At 40.2% G+C, this 17308-nt stretch carries 15 protein-coding genes; all 15 read right to left on the minus strand.

The window, feature by feature from the left end; genetic code table 11:
• Positions 1 to 32: 32 nt before the first annotated feature.
• On the minus strand, positions 33 to 1355 hold the full coding sequence (gene ftsA / locus R0K30_RS04605; protein WP_099725939.1) for a cell division protein FtsA: 1323 nt from the start codon (positions 1353 to 1355) through the stop codon (positions 33 to 35).
• A gap of 159 nt (positions 1356 to 1514) precedes the next feature.
• On the minus strand, positions 1515 to 1883 hold the full coding sequence (locus R0K30_RS04610; RefSeq protein ID WP_003210988.1) for a small basic family protein: 369 nt from the start codon (positions 1881 to 1883) through the stop codon (positions 1515 to 1517).
• The gene (locus R0K30_RS04615) at positions 1883 to 2608 is read right to left on the minus strand and encodes a DUF881 domain-containing protein (protein ID WP_099725940.1); all 726 of its coding nucleotides are present in this window, start codon (positions 2606 to 2608) and stop codon (positions 1883 to 1885) included. Before R0K30_RS04615 ends, R0K30_RS04610 begins: the two co-directional genes overlap by 1 nt.
• A 20-nt stretch (positions 2609 to 2628) precedes the next feature.
• Entirely contained in the window at positions 2629 to 3318 is a 690-nt protein-coding gene (locus tag R0K30_RS04620) for a DUF881 domain-containing protein (protein ID WP_410609387.1), read from the minus strand.
• Positions 3315 to 4094, minus strand: a complete 780-nt coding sequence (locus R0K30_RS04625) for a cell division protein FtsQ/DivIB (RefSeq protein ID WP_099725942.1) — start codon at positions 4092 to 4094, stop codon at positions 3315 to 3317. Before R0K30_RS04625 ends, R0K30_RS04620 begins: the two co-directional genes overlap by 4 nt.
• 127 nt (positions 4095 to 4221) lie before the next feature.
• Positions 4222 to 5133, minus strand: a complete 912-nt coding sequence (murB, locus tag R0K30_RS04630; protein WP_099725943.1) for a UDP-N-acetylmuramate dehydrogenase — start codon at positions 5131 to 5133, stop codon at positions 4222 to 4224.
• 31 nt (positions 5134 to 5164) lie between these two features.
• Positions 5165 to 6259, minus strand: a complete 1095-nt coding sequence (gene murG, locus R0K30_RS04635; protein WP_099725944.1) for an undecaprenyldiphospho-muramoylpentapeptide beta-N-acetylglucosaminyltransferase — start codon at positions 6257 to 6259, stop codon at positions 5165 to 5167.
• A gap of 198 nt (positions 6260 to 6457) precedes the next feature.
• A complete protein-coding gene (gene spoVE, locus R0K30_RS04640) occupies positions 6458 to 7558 on the minus strand; it encodes a stage V sporulation protein E (protein WP_003212197.1) in 1101 nt (366 codons plus the stop codon).
• Positions 7559 to 7617: 59 nt separating this feature from the next.
• Positions 7618 to 8964 carry a UDP-N-acetylmuramoyl-L-alanine--D-glutamate ligase gene (murD, locus tag R0K30_RS04645; RefSeq protein WP_410609661.1) on the minus strand — a complete coding sequence of 449 codons (1347 nt, stop codon included), beginning with the start codon at positions 8962 to 8964 and terminating at the stop codon, positions 7618 to 7620.
• 9 nt (positions 8965 to 8973) lie between these two features.
• Positions 8974 to 9948: a phospho-N-acetylmuramoyl-pentapeptide-transferase gene (gene mraY, locus R0K30_RS04650; protein ID WP_099725946.1), complete on the minus strand. Its 975-nt coding sequence runs from the start codon at positions 9946 to 9948 to the stop codon at positions 8974 to 8976.
• A gap of 136 nt (positions 9949 to 10084) precedes the next feature.
• Positions 10085 to 11560 carry a UDP-N-acetylmuramoyl-L-alanyl-D-glutamate--2,6-diaminopimelate ligase gene (locus tag R0K30_RS04655; protein ID WP_249705514.1) on the minus strand — a complete coding sequence of 492 codons (1476 nt, stop codon included), beginning with the start codon at positions 11558 to 11560 and terminating at the stop codon, positions 10085 to 10087.
• Positions 11561 to 11772: 212 nt separating this feature from the next.
• A complete protein-coding gene (locus tag R0K30_RS04660; protein ID WP_099725947.1) occupies positions 11773 to 13692 on the minus strand; it encodes a stage V sporulation protein D in 1920 nt (639 codons plus the stop codon).
• 126 nt (positions 13693 to 13818) lie between these two features.
• Positions 13819 to 15969 carry a penicillin-binding protein gene (locus tag R0K30_RS04665; protein ID WP_256499663.1) on the minus strand — a complete coding sequence of 717 codons (2151 nt, stop codon included), beginning with the start codon at positions 15967 to 15969 and terminating at the stop codon, positions 13819 to 13821.
• Between the two features lie 7 nt (positions 15970 to 15976).
• The gene (gene ftsL, locus R0K30_RS04670) at positions 15977 to 16324 is read right to left on the minus strand and encodes a cell division protein FtsL (RefSeq protein ID WP_008344998.1); all 348 of its coding nucleotides are present in this window, start codon (positions 16322 to 16324) and stop codon (positions 15977 to 15979) included.
• Between the two features lie 36 nt (positions 16325 to 16360).
• Entirely contained in the window at positions 16361 to 17293 is a 933-nt protein-coding gene (gene rsmH / locus R0K30_RS04675) for a 16S rRNA (cytosine(1402)-N(4))-methyltransferase RsmH (RefSeq protein WP_099725949.1), read from the minus strand.
• Positions 17294 to 17308: the final 15 nt, after the last annotated feature.

The following is a 17308-nucleotide window of genomic DNA, read 5'->3' on the forward strand; positions in this document are numbered from 1 at the left end:
CTGAATCCTCCTAATCCGTCGAAAATCTAATTCTATTCCCAGAACATATTAAATAGTTTTTTCATTTTGCCCGGTTTTTTATTTGTCTCTTGTTGTGCTTTTTGCTTTACTTTCGGTCTTGGCTGAGCTTCTTTCACTTGTGATGTAGCAGAAACCGGCTCCATGGACGCGCCTACTTCATGAAACGCTTCATCCGGCATTTGGAATCCAACCTGTCTGCCCTGGATCTTTGCATTGCGGTAAGCAAAATGGATCAGACCCACTCCTGTCATATATTGAGGCTCTCTCACCCCGATATAATTAGGACTTGCAATTCTTACATTGTTTTGTAAGACCGTTTGTGCAAGAGAAAGGATACCTGGTATGGCTGCCTGCCCACCTGTTAGAACGAATCCGCCAGGCAAATCATGAACACCCATATTTCTTAATTCCTCTGCCACAAACAACAGGATTTCTTCCAGTCGTGCTTCGATGATATTGGCCGCTTCAAGTTGTGTATACGTCTGTTTTTGATCGGTACCGATGACGGAAACTTCAAATGTTTCCTCAGACGATGCCTCATCATAGAACGCATGTCCAAATTGTTTTTTGATTCGTTCAGCTTCTTCAGTGGAAGTTCTAAGTCCTATAGACAAATCTTTTGTAATGTTCTCTCCGCCCAAAGGGATACTGTGAGTAGAATAGAGATGCCCGTTTTCAAATACGGATATCGTAGTAGATCCGCCGCCAATATCGACAAGAGCTACCCCTAGATTTTTTTCATCTTTCGATAATGCTGCTGAGCCCGATGCGAGTGGCTGCAAGCAAATATCCATAATTTCAATCCCAGCTCGTTCTACACATCGGAGCCAGTTATGTAGAATCGTTTTAGAGCCTGTAATTAACGATCCTTCCACCTCTAACCGAACACCAAGCATTTTTTTCGGATCTGTGATCTCATCCCTTCCGTCGACGATAAATTGTCTCGGAATCACGTCTATGACGAGATGTTCTTGAGGAATAGATACTACCTGTGCAGCATCTAAGACACGTCTCACATCTTCAGCATGTATTTCTTTGTTTTCACTAGATACTGCGACCACGCCGCTCGTATTCTGAATATGAATGTGGTTTCCGTTAATTCCGACAATCGCCTTTTGTAAAGGAAAACCTACCATTCTCTCAGCCTGTTCAAATGCTTGTCTAATAGAATGAACTGTCTCATCTATATCAACAATCGATCCTTTTTTTAACCCCTCTGAAGGGACATTTCCAACACCTATTATGTTAAGCGAATCATCCGCCATTTCTCCGACGATGACTTTTATATTGGATGTACCGATGTCAAGGCTGACGTAAATTTCATTGTTGTTCATTCTATGGCACCTCCTCACATATCAATACTTTCTATTCTATTATTAGCTGAACAACAATACAATGAATGTGTTTTTACAAGTGTGTAACAAAACTTAAAAAATCAACATTTTTTATTAGGATTACTGAAAATATTCGTTACATCATATGTATATCCTTTTTTATGACTCACTTTTTTTCTTTTTTTCTCTAGAAATTGTCCATTTTGTTAGTAGGATTCTTCGAATAACTGCTATATTTTGAAACAATCTAACGCCGAACGCAAACATTCCGACTAAATACAAGTCTACACCAAGATGGACGCCCAGAAAAGCTAAACTTATTGCGAGTATAATATTAAAGAAGAAGCCTGATACAAACACCAGTTCATCGTATGCCCCTTGCAGATGTGCTCGTATTCCACCAATCAAAGTATCAAGCGCAGCAAGTACAGCGAGGGAAAGGTAGTTAGAATACTCATTCGGTATCGTAAAATTTGTTAAAAAACCGATTGCAACTCCTATGATTAAGCCAAGAACAGGAAGCCACATTAAGATTTTCCCTCCTTTACATCGTCAAGAGGCTTCAATTCGTTTATCTGAATTGCACCGTCATATGCCTTCAAATGAATTTTTTTCTTCGGCTGGCTAATACTCAAGCTGAAATTTTCCTGAGCGAACAAATCGCCAATATCTGATACATTTAAACGGCTGGATAATTTGTCTGCCTGCTGGCTAATCATCTTAATGGTAACTGCATCATCATCTAAGCTGTAGCCATCCATTTTCGTCGTCCCATTAATATCTCGAATCACACTTGTATTAATCACACGGTGGTCATTAATGGAAATATGTTTTGCCCCAAACATGTTGGCTTCGTTGATTAACTTTTTCAGAAGATCAGGCGGGATATTTTTCACTTCTTCCCCGGTCAGATCCTTGGAAAAAAGCTGAGAAATCTCAACTTCAATCCCCTCCCCCGTTACCTCTGTAAAACCAGCCTTTTCTTTTAAATCTTTTAGCGTTTTTGTTAATTGAACTTCTTTTGATTGATCTCCTTGATTATCATACTTTTTCAGCATCTCATCATATTTATCAATTTCTTTCAGCAAATCCAATTCTTTACTTTTAGATGCAGATAAATCCTCTCTTAATTCCCAAACATCGCGAGTATCACGAATTTTCGGTTTTTGCAAAGAGTTAAATTGGATGGAGACCATGATGCCAAATATCACCATCAAAACTGTCAAACTAAGTAAAGGCTTCTTTTTCCTCAACACCACTCACCTTTTCACTTTTAATCTTTGTTTCTTAAAAGAGGATTCATACGAATATCCTTTTTTTCAATCGTCATTGAAATGTGATCACTTGTCAGCTGATCAACCACCCCGCCAGCAATATTTAAAGCAGGTATTAACACAGCAGGATCCCCAATAGCAGAAATGACAAATGGCGCTGGATGCTGAACTCCGTCAACTGTGACGACTGGGCCATTACAATGTATGTATGATTGGTGTGTGATTCTTTGTCCGTTAATAGATACAGCAGATGCCCCTGATATAAATAGTTCGTTTATCACATGAAAAATGTGACTCTCATGAACAATGTAATTATTGACATTTTGTCCACTCGGGATATAAGATGCATCTTCAAGAGATACTTTTACCCCTTTCCCTTTTACACCTATCTCCCCTGTAAACATTCTGTATTTCTCAACATCTTCCAACACATTAAAATACTGCTCTTTTTCATTTTTCAAACTGGACTCTGTCGCTTGAACCTTTGATTGAAGGCTATATAGCTCTTTTTCAAGTTTCTGATTCGCCTTTTCTTGCTTTGTCAGCTGACTTTTCAAAGAGTATTCTTTTTTCCATTGTTCGGTTCGATTGACATCTGCCTGATGCTGCTTTGTATATTGGTATGAAAAAGAAATCAGAAACCCAAGAACAAGCATCACAATTGAGAATATAACTGTTCTGCCTCTCAACGTTCATCTTCCTTTTTCTTAGATTTGAAAGCTTCAAAATACGTTGCGACTTCCATATGAATCGTGCCTTTCTCAGATGACGAAAGTTCTTTTACAATAGCTGGATAGGTTTTCATTTTATCAGCGAATGTTTTAATTGATGCGATCACGGTGTTCCCGTCATTCATATAAAATTTAACGAGCCACTGGTTTGAACTTGTCGGGACATAATATACTTCTGAGATGAGTTCCTGAATAGAGGCTGGGAGCTGATTTAAAGATTTAACTGTTTGCTTCAGTTTCTCTTTATTGTCCCAATCGACAAAAATAGGTCCTGCATGATTAGGCGTTACTTCATCTGGTAAAGCTGTCCCATTTTCAAGAAGCTCATAATATAGATTTCCCTTTTGAAGATATGCAATATTTGCATATTCTTTTACAGCAATACTGACCTTATTCGGGAAATGTTTTTTAATACTGACACTTTTAATCAGTTTATTTTGTTTAATATGGTCTGCTGTCATATCTTTATTTAAGTTCCAAAACTCTGTCTCGCCTTCTTTAATTTGTGAAAGTTTAACAAGCTGTTTTGTTGATACATGCTCGTTACCCGTGATGGTTAAAGAAGAAATTTTACTGATTGGTGTTTGCAAATAAATAACAATTAAAACCATGATAAAAAACAGCAGAATAAAAGAGATCAGTCTCCGATTTGCTTTCTGCTTTCTTTGTTCTTTAATTTTAGGAATTCGCTCTTCTATATTGACGATCTTTTCATTTTCATGATCAGGCCGCATATATACTCTTCACCTCATTCAAAGCTGCTTGTCCACACCTTTGGGTCTTCATTTTGATTAGAAAACAAACGGCATGAAAGAATGCCGTTTGTTTTCCTGCGATGCCATCATTCATAAAAACTAGCTTTTAATTTGCTTCACCGATAATTTCTACTTCTGTATGCATATCTACATTGTGGTCTTCTTTAATTTTCTTTTGGATGTACTGAATTAAGTCCAGCACATCTTGAGCAGTAGCACCACCAGCATTGACAATAAAGTTCCCATGCATATCAGAAATTCTTGCCCCGCCAATCTGGTATCCTTTTAAATTCGCCTTTTCTACAAGCTGTCCTGCATATTCAGGTAGCGGATTTCGAAAAATACTGCCTGCACACGGTCGATTATAAGGTTGCGTTTCCTTACGATAGTCTTTATTTTGCTGCATTTTCTTTGTGATTTTCTCGCGATCATCCTGTTTGAGCTTAAACACGGCTTCGAGGACAATGCCCGGACGTTCTTTTTGAAGTACAGAGGTTCGATAGCTAAAGTTCATTTCCTCATTTGTTACCCACTCGATGCTTCCATCTTCAAATAAGATTCTAGCTTTCACAAGAATGTTGCTGATATCTGATCCATGTGCCCCTGCGTTCATATAAACAGCGCCACCGATAGACCCTGGAATACCAGCTGCGAATTCCAATCCTGAAAGGCCCTTCTTACTAAGAGACGTTGCGAGACGTACAACAGAGTAGCCGCCGCCAACTGTAACTTCTTCATCATTCACATTTAAATGATCAAGTCCAGTACCTAACTTTAGAACTACACCACGTATTCCTTTATCAAGTACAAGTAAATTAGACCCTCTTCCAATGACCGTCCAATCAGTATGGTGTTTTTTTACCTGATCCATGATCGTTTTGACTGCGTCGACATCTTTTGGAATGATCAATAGATCTGCTGGTCCGCCTATTTTCATTGTCGTATGATTTGCAAGCGGCTCATTTTCAAGCACTTTACCAACTTGCGCTTCTAATAATTCATTCTTCAAGTTCTCCATATTACCCTCCGCCTTACCTAATATCATTCAATCATGTAGTCGTAATTTCTTTTAACACATTATATAAACGTGTAGCCGCATCTGGTACTCCGAGTTCTTTCGTTAAACGGCTCATTTGATTTAATTTCTCTTCATTACCGGCAATTTCATCAATTGCATGCAGCAAGCGATCTCCAGAAAGCTCTGATTCTCTTAAAACGATAGCAGCATCATGCTTTTCAAGTGATCTAGCATTGATTTCCTGATGATTTGCCGTCACGTATGGGCTCGGAATGAAAATTGTTGGAATTCCAAGAGCTGTCACTTCAGCAATCGTTGTTGCTCCAGCTCTTGCAACAATCACATCAATCGATTTCAGATACTCCGGCATTTGATGTAAGAAAGGCTTTGTGATCATATTTGGTGCTGCACCTTTGTCCTTTAGTTCGTTCAGCACTTTTTCATAATGAACCTCACCAGTAATATATAAAAGCTGGTAGTTCTTCGCCTTTAATTCATCTTGCATGTCAATGACTGCTCTATTGATCGGAGCTGCACCTCTGCTCCCGCCAAAAATAAGAACCGTTTTTTTCTTTTCATCTAGTCCAAACTCTTTAAGAGATTTCCCCTCTTTTATAGAGACGACTTCAGAGGCTCTTGGGTTTCCCGTAAAAACAACCTTTTCAGAAGGAAAATGTGCCTTTGCTTCTTCAAAGCAGATGGCTACCTTATGAACATATCTCGCAAGGAACTTATTTGTGATACCAGGCAGGCTGTTTTGTTCGTGAATAATGGTCGGGATTTTCAGCTTAGAAGCCGCATAAACGACAGGGCCACACACATAACCGCCTGTTCCAATGACAGCATCTGGCTTAAATTCTTTTAAATAAGATTTGCTTTTTTGAACGCCTTTTAGAAATCTCATCACCGTTTTTACATTATCAAAGGAAAGCTTTCTTTTAAAACCTGAAATCTCTATTGACTTGAAAGGGATATTTTCTCTTTCTACAATTTTCTTTTCAAGTCCATTTTCAGTGCCAATATATAAAAATTCCACATCAGGATGCAGTCTTTTTACTTCTTTAATAAAAGCTAAGGCTGGATAAATATGTCCACCTGTTCCGCCTCCACTGATTGCTATACGCATTATACCATTTCCCCTCATTTTTTTTCTGCTCTGAACAAAGTATAAACCCTGTTTTAAACAACAGGGCTCCGTTAAAACCTGTAAAGAAGAGTCGAAAATCATGTTTTCGAAACAAAAACTGTCATTTTCACTCTTCAAATCATTTTTTTGTATTTTTGCAAAATAAACGTCGACATGGTTTCATGAACTAGCAGCACATTAATATCTAGCGTACCTGCTTACATTCAAAAGTACGCCAATTGCCATGAGCATTAGTGTCAGTGATGAGCCGCCATAACTTAGGAATGGGAGCGTGATACCTGTCACAGGAATAAGTCCAGTGACAACTGCGATATTAATCATCACTTGAATGGCAACCATTGAAATGATGCCAACTGCTAAGAAACTTCCGTATAAATCTGGTGCCCCAAGTGCTATTCGTATGCCTCTCCATAACAGAACACTAAAGAGCAATAAAATGAGTGATCCGCCTATAAAGCCAAGCTCTTCAGACAATATGGCAAAGATAAAGTCCGTTTGAGGCTCAGGTAAATAGAAGAATTTTTGTCTACTTTGACCTAGACCCATTCCGAACAGACCGCCTGGGCCAACAGCGTATAAGGATTGAATAATTTGAAACCCGCTGCCTAGTGGATCCTCCCAAGGGTTTAAATAAGACGTTATTCGTTTTATTCGATAGGGTGCTGATAAGACAAGTGCAGCAAAACCGCTTAGCCCTATAAGACCGAGAAATATAAAGTGAGCAATTCTCGCACCTGAAACAAAAATCATAATAATACAAGTTCCAACCATAACCGTTCCTGTCCCCAGGTCCGGCTGCAGCATAATGATGGCAAATGCCGAAAACACAATACCCAACGCTGGCGCGAAACCTTTACGGAAGGACGTGATATTTTTTTGCTTTTCAGATAAGAATTTTGCGAGAAACGCAATCATCGCAAGCTTCATGAATTCAGAGGGCTGAATACTAAACGCACCGACACCGATCCAGCTTCTTGATCCATTTCTCTCCATACCGATACCAGGAATCAGTACAAGTAGCAAGAGGAGAAAACAAACAGCAATCAATATCTTTGACCAAGTCCGCCACGTCCAATAATCGACTCGCATAATGAAAAACATCGCGATAACTCCGATTCCAGCAAACAAAAGCTGTCTTTTTGCAAAATAAAACGAATCATCAAATTTATACGATGCCCACACAGCGCTTGCGCTGTACACCATAATTAAACCAATCGTCAATAAAAGTAACGTAATGACAACAAGCAAAAAATCCGGAGAAGTTTTCTTATTCGTCAAGAGACCGACACCCCAAGCATCATTTCATTTGGGCTGTCAGTCATATGAGAGACAAGCCCTTATTTAAGCATATGCACGGCGTTTACAAACATGTCTCCACGTTCTTCAAATGTTTTATGTTGATCCCAGCTTGCACAAGCTGGAGATAATAAAATCACGTCTTCTTCTTCAGATATGCTAAACGCCGCAGGTACTGCTTGTTCAACATTATCGACATGTTTTACGTGATGTATTCCCAGCTCTTCACCAAGCTTCACAAACTTAGGTGCAGTCTCACCAAATGTGATAATTCCTTTCACATTTTTCATGAAAGGTTTCAATTCATCAAATTCATTACCCCGATCTAGTCCGCCTGCTAGTAAAATGGTCGGCTGTTCGAAGGCTGACAAAGCTTTACTTGTTGCCAGTATATTGGTCGCTTTGCTATCGTTATAAAATTTTCTACTTTGAATCGTATCCACAAACTGCAAACGATGCTTCACGCCACTGAATGTTGTGAGTACGTGTGTGATCGCTTCATTTGAACAGCCTGCATTTTTCACAACACAAATGGCTGCCAGAATATTTTCTTGGTTATGCTCACCAGGAAGAACAACATCCTTTAGATCAATGACACGTTCATCCATATAGTAGATAGCGCCATTTTTAATAAAGGCTCCATGCTCTACTGGCTCTTTCACGGAGAAAAACACCTTTTTCGCTTTTGATCCTTCTGCTAGCTTAACGACAGATGGATCATCTAGGTTGATCACGGCTGTGTCATTTTCATGTTGATGTGCGTATACTTTCTGCTTTGCTTTTTCGTATTCTTCACGAGTGTGGTGATAGTCTAAATGTGCGTCAAAAATATTTAAAATCAAGCTGATTTTGGGCCTGAATTCAACTGTTCCCATTAACTGAAAAGAAGAGAGCTCAGTTACAATCCATTCATCGCCAGCTGCATTTGCAGCGACTTCGCTGGCAACTGTTCCAATATTACCTGCCACTAAAGTTTTTTGACTGTCTTTTTTCAGCATTTCATAAATCAATGTAGTGGTAGTGGTTTTCCCATTCGATCCGGTAATCCCAATAAAAGGAGATGAGGTCAAATGATAAGCTAATTCTATTTCAGTCCAAACTGGAATTTGGCGTCGAAGCGCCTCTTGAACCATCACATTCTCATATGGAATTCCAGGGTTTTTAATTAAAATCGTAATTTCTTTATCATCGAACATACGAAGAGGATGACTGCCACAAATGACATCAATCCCCTTTTCAGAAAGTAGCTGAGCTGGCTCATTTTCTTCAAACGGTTTTTGATCATTTACTGTCACGTTTACTCCGTGTTCGTGAAGAATTGAGGCGGCCGCATATCCGCTTTTTGCAAGACCTAATACTAGTACATGTTCGTTTTTTAACATTTGCATCTTATTCAATTACAACCACACCTCGATGTAAATTCCTAAAACAGCAAGTAATAAACCAGCTGTCCAGAAGGTGACAACCACTCTCCACTCAGACCAGCCAACTAACTCATAGTGGTGGTGAAGCGGGCTCATTTTAAAGATTCTTTTTCCAGTTGTTTTAAAGGAGATGACTTGAAGGATAACCGATAACGTTTCAACAACAAATACTCCTCCAATAATCACGAGTAAAATTTCAAGCTTCGTTAAAATGGCAATCGCTACAATGGCTCCGCCTAAAGCTAGTGACCCTGTATCACCCATAAATACTTTTGCAGGGTGCGCATTAAACACAAGGAAACCAAGGACGGCTCCAGCAACAGCTACTGAAAAGATGGCCACATCATACTGGGATTGATTCCAAGCAAGTATGGCAAAAGCTCCGAAAGCAATGGCAGCTGTTCCAGACAATAAACCATCAAGTCCATCTGTTAAGTTCACCGCATTAGAACCACCGACAAGCATGAAAATGACGAGGATAAAGTAAGCCCATCCTAAATCAAAGCTGACATCCGTTCCTGGAATACGAATCGTCGTTGCAAACTGATAATAATGGAAGACTGCATAAAAAATCACTGCGATCACAATTTGACCGATCAATTTCTGTTTCGATGTTAATCCAAGATTTCGTCTCATCGCTACTTTAATATAATCATCTAAAAATCCTAATAAGCCGTAGCCAAGTGTGACAAATAACAGTAAAAACATTTCTGGACTAATCTCAGAGAATTTGTTGATCATCACAATTGTTGTAATTGTGATAGAAAAGATAATCATAATTCCGCCCATTGTCGGAGTACCTGATTTCTTTTGGTGAGACTGCGGGCCTTCTTCTCTAATACTCTGACCAAATTTAAGTCTTCTTAAAAACGGAATAAAAATCGGGGATAAAAGAACACTGATTAAAAATCCCATTATGATTGTAAACAATATCACCTGTTCAAGCATCGTTCTTTACTCCTTCCGAATTTCCAAAGCCGTTTTCCATCAGAAAATAGCATTCATTATTATGATATTCATTCGAGTCTTTCATATGTTGTTTTTGTACAAAATGCTTCATTTCATTACACTCTTTTCATCATTTTTAAGATTTGTTTAGATCTAAAATAGCGTCCACTGCAACTTTTGCATCATCAAAGTCGTAGACTTGATCGCCAATGATTTGGTACGTCTCGTGGCCTTTTCCCGCTATTAAGACGGTATCGCCTTTTTTCGCATTGGCAATCGCAAAGAAGATGGCTTGTTTACGATTCACAAAGCTATGATAATATGCCTCAGGCACACCATTTTCCATATCTTTTAAAATAGCTGATGGATCTTCACTTCTTGGGTTGTCTGATGTAAATACAGGCTCATCTGCATATTTCACAGCGATTTGAGCCATTTGAGGGCGCTTTGTTTTATCACGGTCTCCGCCGCAGCCTATCACACAGAAAATTTTGCCCTCAGTTAATTCTCTACACGTTGTGAGGACATTTTCTAAGCTGTCAGGTGTATGCGCGTAATCAATGATGACAGGGAAGTCTTGATCACAGTTCACAAGTTCAAACCTTCCTTTGACTCCCTCCAGCTCTTCCATTGCACTAGCGATCGTATCAAACGATAAGCCGGATACGATCCCTACTGATACAGCAGCCAGGATGTTATACACATTGAACTTTCCGATGAGGGCCACCGTCACATTTTTTGTGCCGATTGGAGTGATCAAATCAAATTGAGTTCCCTTAGGCTTGATTTGAATATTCTTTGCCATGACATCTGCTTTTTGCTCTAAGCCATACGTCATGATTTCAGCAGCTGTGACTTTTTCAAAATAACTAGAAGCTTCATCATCTGCATTTAAAATCGCGTACTTCGGCTTATCGTGATGAAAGGCACTTCCAAGCTGGGAGAATAGCAAGCTTTTCGCGTGTTTATATTCTTCCATGGTGTTGTGGTAGTCAAGATGATCTTGCGTAAGATTTGTGAAAACGGCCATATCATAATCACATCCATGAACCCGGCCAAGATGCAATGCATGTGATGATACTTCCATAATTGCCGTGTCTACTTCTTGATCAAGCATCTGTTTAAAGGTTTTTTGAAGTGTGACACTCTCAGGTGTTGTGTTTTTCACGTCGAGAATTTCATCATTCACCTTCATATACATCGTACCGATTAAGCCTGTTTTCTTCTCGGCTTTTCTCATCATTTGTTCGATCATGTGTGTTGTTGATGTTTTTCCGTTTGTTCCTGTGATACCGATAAGATTTAGCTTATGGGTTGGCTGCCTGTAAAACGCATCAGCAATTCTTGCAAGTGCTCTTTGAGAGTGTTTCACAATAATGACTGGTACATCTGTTATGTTAAGAGGGTGTTCTGCTACAATTGCTGCAGCCCCGCTTTTCACCGCTTTTTCAGCGTAATCATGTCCATCTACTGTATAACCTTTTATGCAGACAAACAGGCTCCCTTTTCTCACCTCTCTTGAATCCATTTCAATGGAAGTAATATCGGGATTTTCGTTTATCAATTCGTTGTTTTCACTTTTAAAGTATGTAAGGAGTTCTTGTAATTTCATTATCATATCAAACCTCTCAAATTCGTTCACGTGCATGTCTTGTGAAAAAAACACACAGTCTATATTTTATCGTAAAAAAAAGGATACATCCAGCGTATTCCTTAAGTTTCTCTTGGAAAAAACACACTTTGCGCTCTTTTTTTAAAACTGCCCTTCTCTTTCAACAAAAAGAGGCAGCCGAATGAGTGCGGCTACCCTCTGTTCATTCTTTATTATTCATCGTTTAAGTATAATCTGATCGTTGAGCCCTCTTTCACTTTTGTCCCAGCAGCAGGAGACTGCTTCACCACTTTACTGCCAGTGCCTGAGGCATCGATCTTCAGGTTAATGAGGAGTGATTCAAGGTCAGAAACAGATCCCCCTACAAGATTCGGTACCTCAATGGTTTTTGTGTCCAGCCACTGGTACTTCTTTTCAATTTGTCCTTTTCTTTTTTTCACACCCATCTCAGGCAGGCTGTCTCGCATAATATGACCAACAATTGGTGCCGCTACTGTACCACCAAATTGAATGGTGCCTTTTGGGTTATCAACGGCTACATATACAACGATGCTTGGATCATCAGCAGGCGCAAATCCGATAAACGACACAATATGGTTATTTTCCATGTATTTTCCGTCCTTTACCTTCTGTGCTGTTCCGGTTTTTCCACCAACCCGATACCCTTCAACAAATGCATTTCGGCCAGTTCCTTGAGCGACTACACTTTCAAGTGCATATCTGATTTCTTTTGATGTTTCAGCTGAAATCACTTTCTTCTTGGCAATCGGTGATTGCTTTTTCACGACCCCTTTTGTGACCGGATCTATCCATTCTTTCGCAATATAGGGCGTGTAAAGTGTCCCGCCATTTACCGCGGCAGCCACTGCGGCTACTTGTTGAATCGGCGTAACGGAGACACCTTGACCAAAGGCAGTTGTTGCCTGCTCTACTGGACCTACTCGATCAAGCGGGAACAAAATTCCTCTCCCTTCCCCTTGAAGATCGATTCCTGTTTTCTGACCAAAACCGAAATTTTTAATATAGGAAAATAATTTATCTTTTCCAAGACGGTCGCCTAGCTCTACAAAGCCTGGGTTACAGGAGTTTTGCACCACTTCTAAAAATGACTGTGATCCATGCCCGCCTTTTTTCCAGCATCTGAGCCTTGCTCCATCGACCGTCACAGATCCGCTGTCAAAAAATTGATCGCGTTTTAAATTCACTTTCTTTTCTTCTAATGCTGCTGCAAGTGTAATAATTTTAAACGTCGATCCCGGCTCATATGTGCTCCACACCGGTAAATTTCGGTTAAATACTTTTGGATCAACTGATTGATAGTCAGCTGGATCAAAATCTGGTCTACTTGACATCCCCAGCACTTCACCATTTTTGGGGTTCATGGCAATGGCGATCATGCCATCTGGATTATATTTTGCCTCCGCATTGTCTAATTCTCGTTCAATGATGGTTTGTACTTTCGAATCGACCGTTAATTTCATATCAAGACCATCTTTAGGCGGTGTATAATCATCTGCTTCATCTGGCATTTTCTGTCCTTTTGCATCGGAATAGAATTTCACAGAGCCTTTTTCACCTTTTAGGTCATCATCGTAGTAGGCTTCCAGCCCAAGTAAACCTTGATTATCAATTCCAGCAAAACCCAGTACATGGGACAGGAAACTGCCAAATGGATAATGTCTGATGCTGTCTTCTGCTACATAAACCCCATCTAAATCAAGCTCTCTTACTTCTTTTGCTTTTTCATGAGATACTTTTCTGCCCTCAGGAGAAATTCGCTCAATTGATGTTTTCTTCGTGACGTGCTTGTACGCTTTCTCCTCAGACATATTAAGCACTGCCGCCAGTTTCTTGCTTGTTTCTGCGGGATCTTTAATTTGCCGCGGGACGACCAAAATGGATGGAGCACTTTTGTTCGTCGCCAGCTCTACCCCATTCCGGTCCAGAATATCTCCCCGTTCCGGTTCGAACGGGAGGTTACGGCTCCATGAATCTTTTGCTAAGCTTGTCAGCTTTTCGCCCATAATAAACTGCACATATCCTAATCTAGTATCTATGATGAAAAAAATGACCACCCCAAACAGCAGCACGAAAAGCAATCGTTTTCTCACTGTTACACTTGACACTCGCACGCCTGGTTCACTCCTTACATATGGCTTGTTTCCATCATATGCAGGCCCGTCCTTTTGTAGAACGGTCTAGTCCATCCCTCTAAAGCAAAAGAAAAAACCTTGCAAATGGTTTGCTAGGTTTTAAAGTTAATTTGGACTTTTAAATGTCACAGTGACAACTTTATCTGAAATCTCCGCTCCACTTTTGACACTTTGTTTGACAGCATATCCTTGTCCATTTGTTTCAATGTGCACACCCGAAATGGACGCATATTGAAGTACTTCCCTTCTGGACCAGCCTGTCATATCAGGCATCTTAATGGTTTTTCCTGCTGTTTTCAAGAAGACTTTCTGGCTTTCAGTGAATTCAGAGCCCGCACTAGGCCACTGGCGTTTAATGGATAGACCGTCGCCGATGACAACAGGTGTTACGTTTTTGTTTTTGGCTTCCGTTTCTGCCTGCTTCACTTCTAAATCAAGGAATGAAGGCATTGTTTCTTGTTTCACCTTTTGTTCGCCTGATTTTTTATCGTCTGTTTTTGTTGGTGCGATATTTAAATATAGCAGACTATTTTTCATGACAGGGTTAAAGATTTGTGAAACTGGGGCAGAGCCTGTTTCTGTTTCAGACAACTGCGGCTGCTGTACTGCCACATAAACGAGCAGCTTCGGATCATCTTTTGGCGCCATCCCCATAAATGAAAAGACGTAATCGTTTCTTCCCTGGAGGTAACCGCCGGCACCGCCAATTTGTCCTGTTCCTGTTTTCCCAGCGACGTCAAAGCCCTTGATTTGATAAGGCTGACCTGTACCAATTTTCGAGGAAACAACCTCACCTAAAATATCACGGACTTGCTTCGCTGTATTAGATGAAATCGGCTTTCCAGCTACTGTTGGTTCGTGCTGCAAAATCGTTTTGTTTGTGTTCGGGTCTGTAATATGGTCAATGACATATGGTTTCATCATCGTTCCGCCGTTTGCAATCGCTGTCGCTGCTTCGATTTGTTGAATTGGTGTAATGGCAGACGCTTGACCATAAGCCGTCGATGCTTTGTCATATTCGTATCTGAAATTGATTTTACTAGACGCTTCGTTCGGCAAGTCTATTCCCGTTTTGTCATAGAAATGGAATTTTTGCAAATATTGTTCGTATCGCGTGAAGCCTAGCTTTTCCTTTGCCAGCTTTGCAAAGGCCACATTTGAAGAACGGAGAACACCCTCATGAAAATCAATTTTCCCCCAGCCATTTCCGTTGTTATGGTCTCTTACAAGACCTCCGCCTACTTTATAAGTTCCAGATTGATACTTGGCACTGCCTTGATATACCCCTTCTTGGATCGCTGCAGCGAGTGTAAAGATCTTCATCGTTGAACCAGGTTCAAACGCATATGAAATGACATCATTGTTATAGTTCGTAATGTCGAGTTCATTTAAATTAAAGCTTGGGCGCTGTCCCATCGCAAGAACTTTTCCTGTTTTCGGATCAACGACTGTCGCAATGATTTTCTTTGGCTTATATTTTTTGGCGACCTGCGTCATACTTTCTTCAAGAAACGCCTGAATTTTTTGGTCAATGGTCAGCGTGACGTTTTTCCCATCCTTTGGGGCGACAATGTCTTCTTTACTATTCGGAAGAGCCCACCCGCTTCTGTCACTATTATACGTCACATAGCCATCTTTTTCTTTTAAGAATTTATTTAGCGCCTTCTCAAGCCCCATTGCACCTGACATGTCCTTGGTTGCCTCATCTAATCTTGCATAACCAATTAAATTAGAAGCAAACATGCCGTTTGGATAATACCGCTTCGTGTCTTTTTCAAATGCGATCCCAGGAAGCTTTAGCTTTTCAATTTTTTCCTTTGTTGAAAAACTAATATCCTTCCCAGCTTTACCAAACTCGACTTGGAACGCATCCTTTGTATTCAAACGCTTTAAAATTTCGCTTTCGCTCATATCAATGACTTTTGACAGCTCTTTTGCCGTCTTTTCTTTGTCGACGACATGCATCGGATGCTTTGGATCGACCGTCATTTTCTTGCTCATAATGGCAATGAGTTTATACACAGAAGTATCCTCTGCAATCACATTTCCATTTCGGTCTAAAATTGAACCTCTTTTGGCTTCAAGTGTTTTCTTCGATTGATATTGCTCATTTGCCTTGGCGGCTAGAACTTGTCCATCAACCGTTCCTGTAATCTGAATATAAATAAAACGTGCAAGGATGATAAAGAAAAACAGGGCGAAGCAAATACTCGCAATTGCCGCGCCTCTGTTCATCATTTTATTCTTTTTAGGCATCGCCATGTTAATCGACCTTCTTAACATCTTTCGATATGCTTAAGCCTGCTTTTTTAGCGGCTTCGATGATTCTTTCTGGTTCACTCAGCAAGTCTTTTTCCTTTTGCAGCTCAGTGATCTTCTTCGATTCTAAAGATACTTGCTGTTCTAATTTCTGCACTTCAATATTTGCGTGATACACAGCAAAGGCTTTAGAAATGATGAGAATGGAGCTGCACATAAGAGCCATGACAAACATGACAAGTAAGATTTTTTCACCAAGTGTAATAGAACCTCTTCTTCTAATGACAACCGATTGGCCTTGCTGCTCTGTTTGATGTTGCTTTACTTCTCTTTGGTAAGCCAAATTACTCATAAGAAACCTCCTTTTTATCATCATCTATGGTGTCGTTTACTTTTTTTCTGCAATTCGGAGCTTCGCTGAACGGGCACGGTTGTTATGTTCCAGCTCTTGTTCTGATGCGACGATCGGTTTTCTCGTGATCAGCTTCAGTTTTGGTTCAAGTCCTTCTGGAATCACTGGTAATCCGTGCGGAAGTTCTGGAAGAGAAGACATCTCTTTAAATGTACTTTTACAAATCCGATCTTCAAGTGAATGGAATGTAATGACAGAAATTCTCCCCTTCGGATTGAGTAACTCTATTGCTTGTTCTAGTGCTTCTTCAAATACTTTCAATTCGTCATTTACGGCAATTCGGATCGCTTGAAACACTCTTTTCGCTGGATGTCCGCCAGTTCGTCTTGCAGGTGCGGGAATTCCTTCTTTGATAATGTCTACAAGCTCCCCCGTTGTTTCAATTGGCGCTTTTTTTCTAGCTTCTTCAATTTTGCGTGCGATTTGCTTGCTGAATTTCTCTTCCCCATATTTGTAGAAAATCCGAACTAGATCTTCAAATGGCCATTCATTCACCACTTGTTTTGCCGACAATACGGCTGATTGATCCATTCTCATGTCAAGAGGTGCATCATGATGATAACTAAAGCCTCTCTCTGGTGTGTCGAGCTGAGGAGACGACACACCAAGGTCAAAGATCACACCGTCTACGCTTGTAATGCCTTGTTCATTCAGACGTTCTTTTAAATATCGGAAGTTGCTTTTTATGAAAAGAATGTTCGCTTTTGAATCTGCGAGCTTCTCTCGTGCATGATCCAGTGCAGCATCGTCTTGGTCAAATCCAATCAATGTACCTTTTTCTGATAATTGAGATAGTAAATATGAGCTATGACCTGCGCCGCCTAGCGTGCAGTCCACATATGTACCGTCTTCTTTGACGTTTAAACCGTCAACTGTTTCTTTTAATAATACTGTCTCATGTTGAAACATGATGTTATGGTCCCA

Origin of the sequence: Bacillus sp. SIMBA_154 (assembly GCF_046536015.1) — a bacterium.
In the GTDB taxonomy this organism is placed as follows: Bacteria; Bacillota; Bacilli; order Bacillales; family Bacillaceae; genus Bacillus; species Bacillus pumilus_P.

Excerpts from the sequence above, each read along its gene's own strand:
- ftsA (WP_099725939.1), bottom strand. The coding sequence starts at position 1,355 with ATGAACAACAATGAAATTTACGTCAGCCTTGACATCGGTACATCCAAT.
- R0K30_RS04610 (WP_003210988.1), bottom strand. The coding sequence starts at position 1,883 with ATGTGGCTTCCTGTTCTTGGCTTAATCATAGGAGTTGCAATCGGTTTT.
- R0K30_RS04625 (WP_099725942.1), bottom strand. The coding sequence starts at position 4,094 with ATGCGGCCTGATCATGAAAATGAAAAGATCGTCAATATAGAAGAGCGA.
- murB (WP_099725943.1), bottom strand. The coding sequence starts at position 5,133 with ATGGAGAACTTGAAGAATGAATTATTAGAAGCGCAAGTTGGTAAAGTG.
- murG (WP_099725944.1), bottom strand. The coding sequence starts at position 6,259 with ATGCGTATAGCAATCAGTGGAGGCGGAACAGGTGGACATATTTATCCA.
- murD (WP_410609661.1), bottom strand. The coding sequence starts at position 8,964 with ATGCAAATGTTAAAAAACGAACATGTACTAGTATTAGGTCTTGCAAAA.
- mraY (WP_099725946.1), bottom strand. The coding sequence starts at position 9,948 with ATGCTTGAACAGGTGATATTGTTTACAATCATAATGGGATTTTTAATC.
- R0K30_RS04655 (WP_249705514.1), bottom strand. The coding sequence starts at position 11,560 with ATGAAATTACAAGAACTCCTTACATACTTTAAAAGTGAAAACAACGAA.
- R0K30_RS04665 (WP_256499663.1), bottom strand. The coding sequence starts at position 15,969 with ATGCCTAAAAAGAATAAAATGATGAACAGAGGCGCGGCAATTGCGAGT.
- ftsL (WP_008344998.1), bottom strand. The coding sequence starts at position 16,324 with ATGAGTAATTTGGCTTACCAAAGAGAAGTAAAGCAACATCAAACAGAG.
- rsmH (WP_099725949.1), bottom strand. The coding sequence starts at position 17,293 with ATGTTTCAACATGAGACAGTATTATTAAAAGAAACAGTTGACGGTTTA.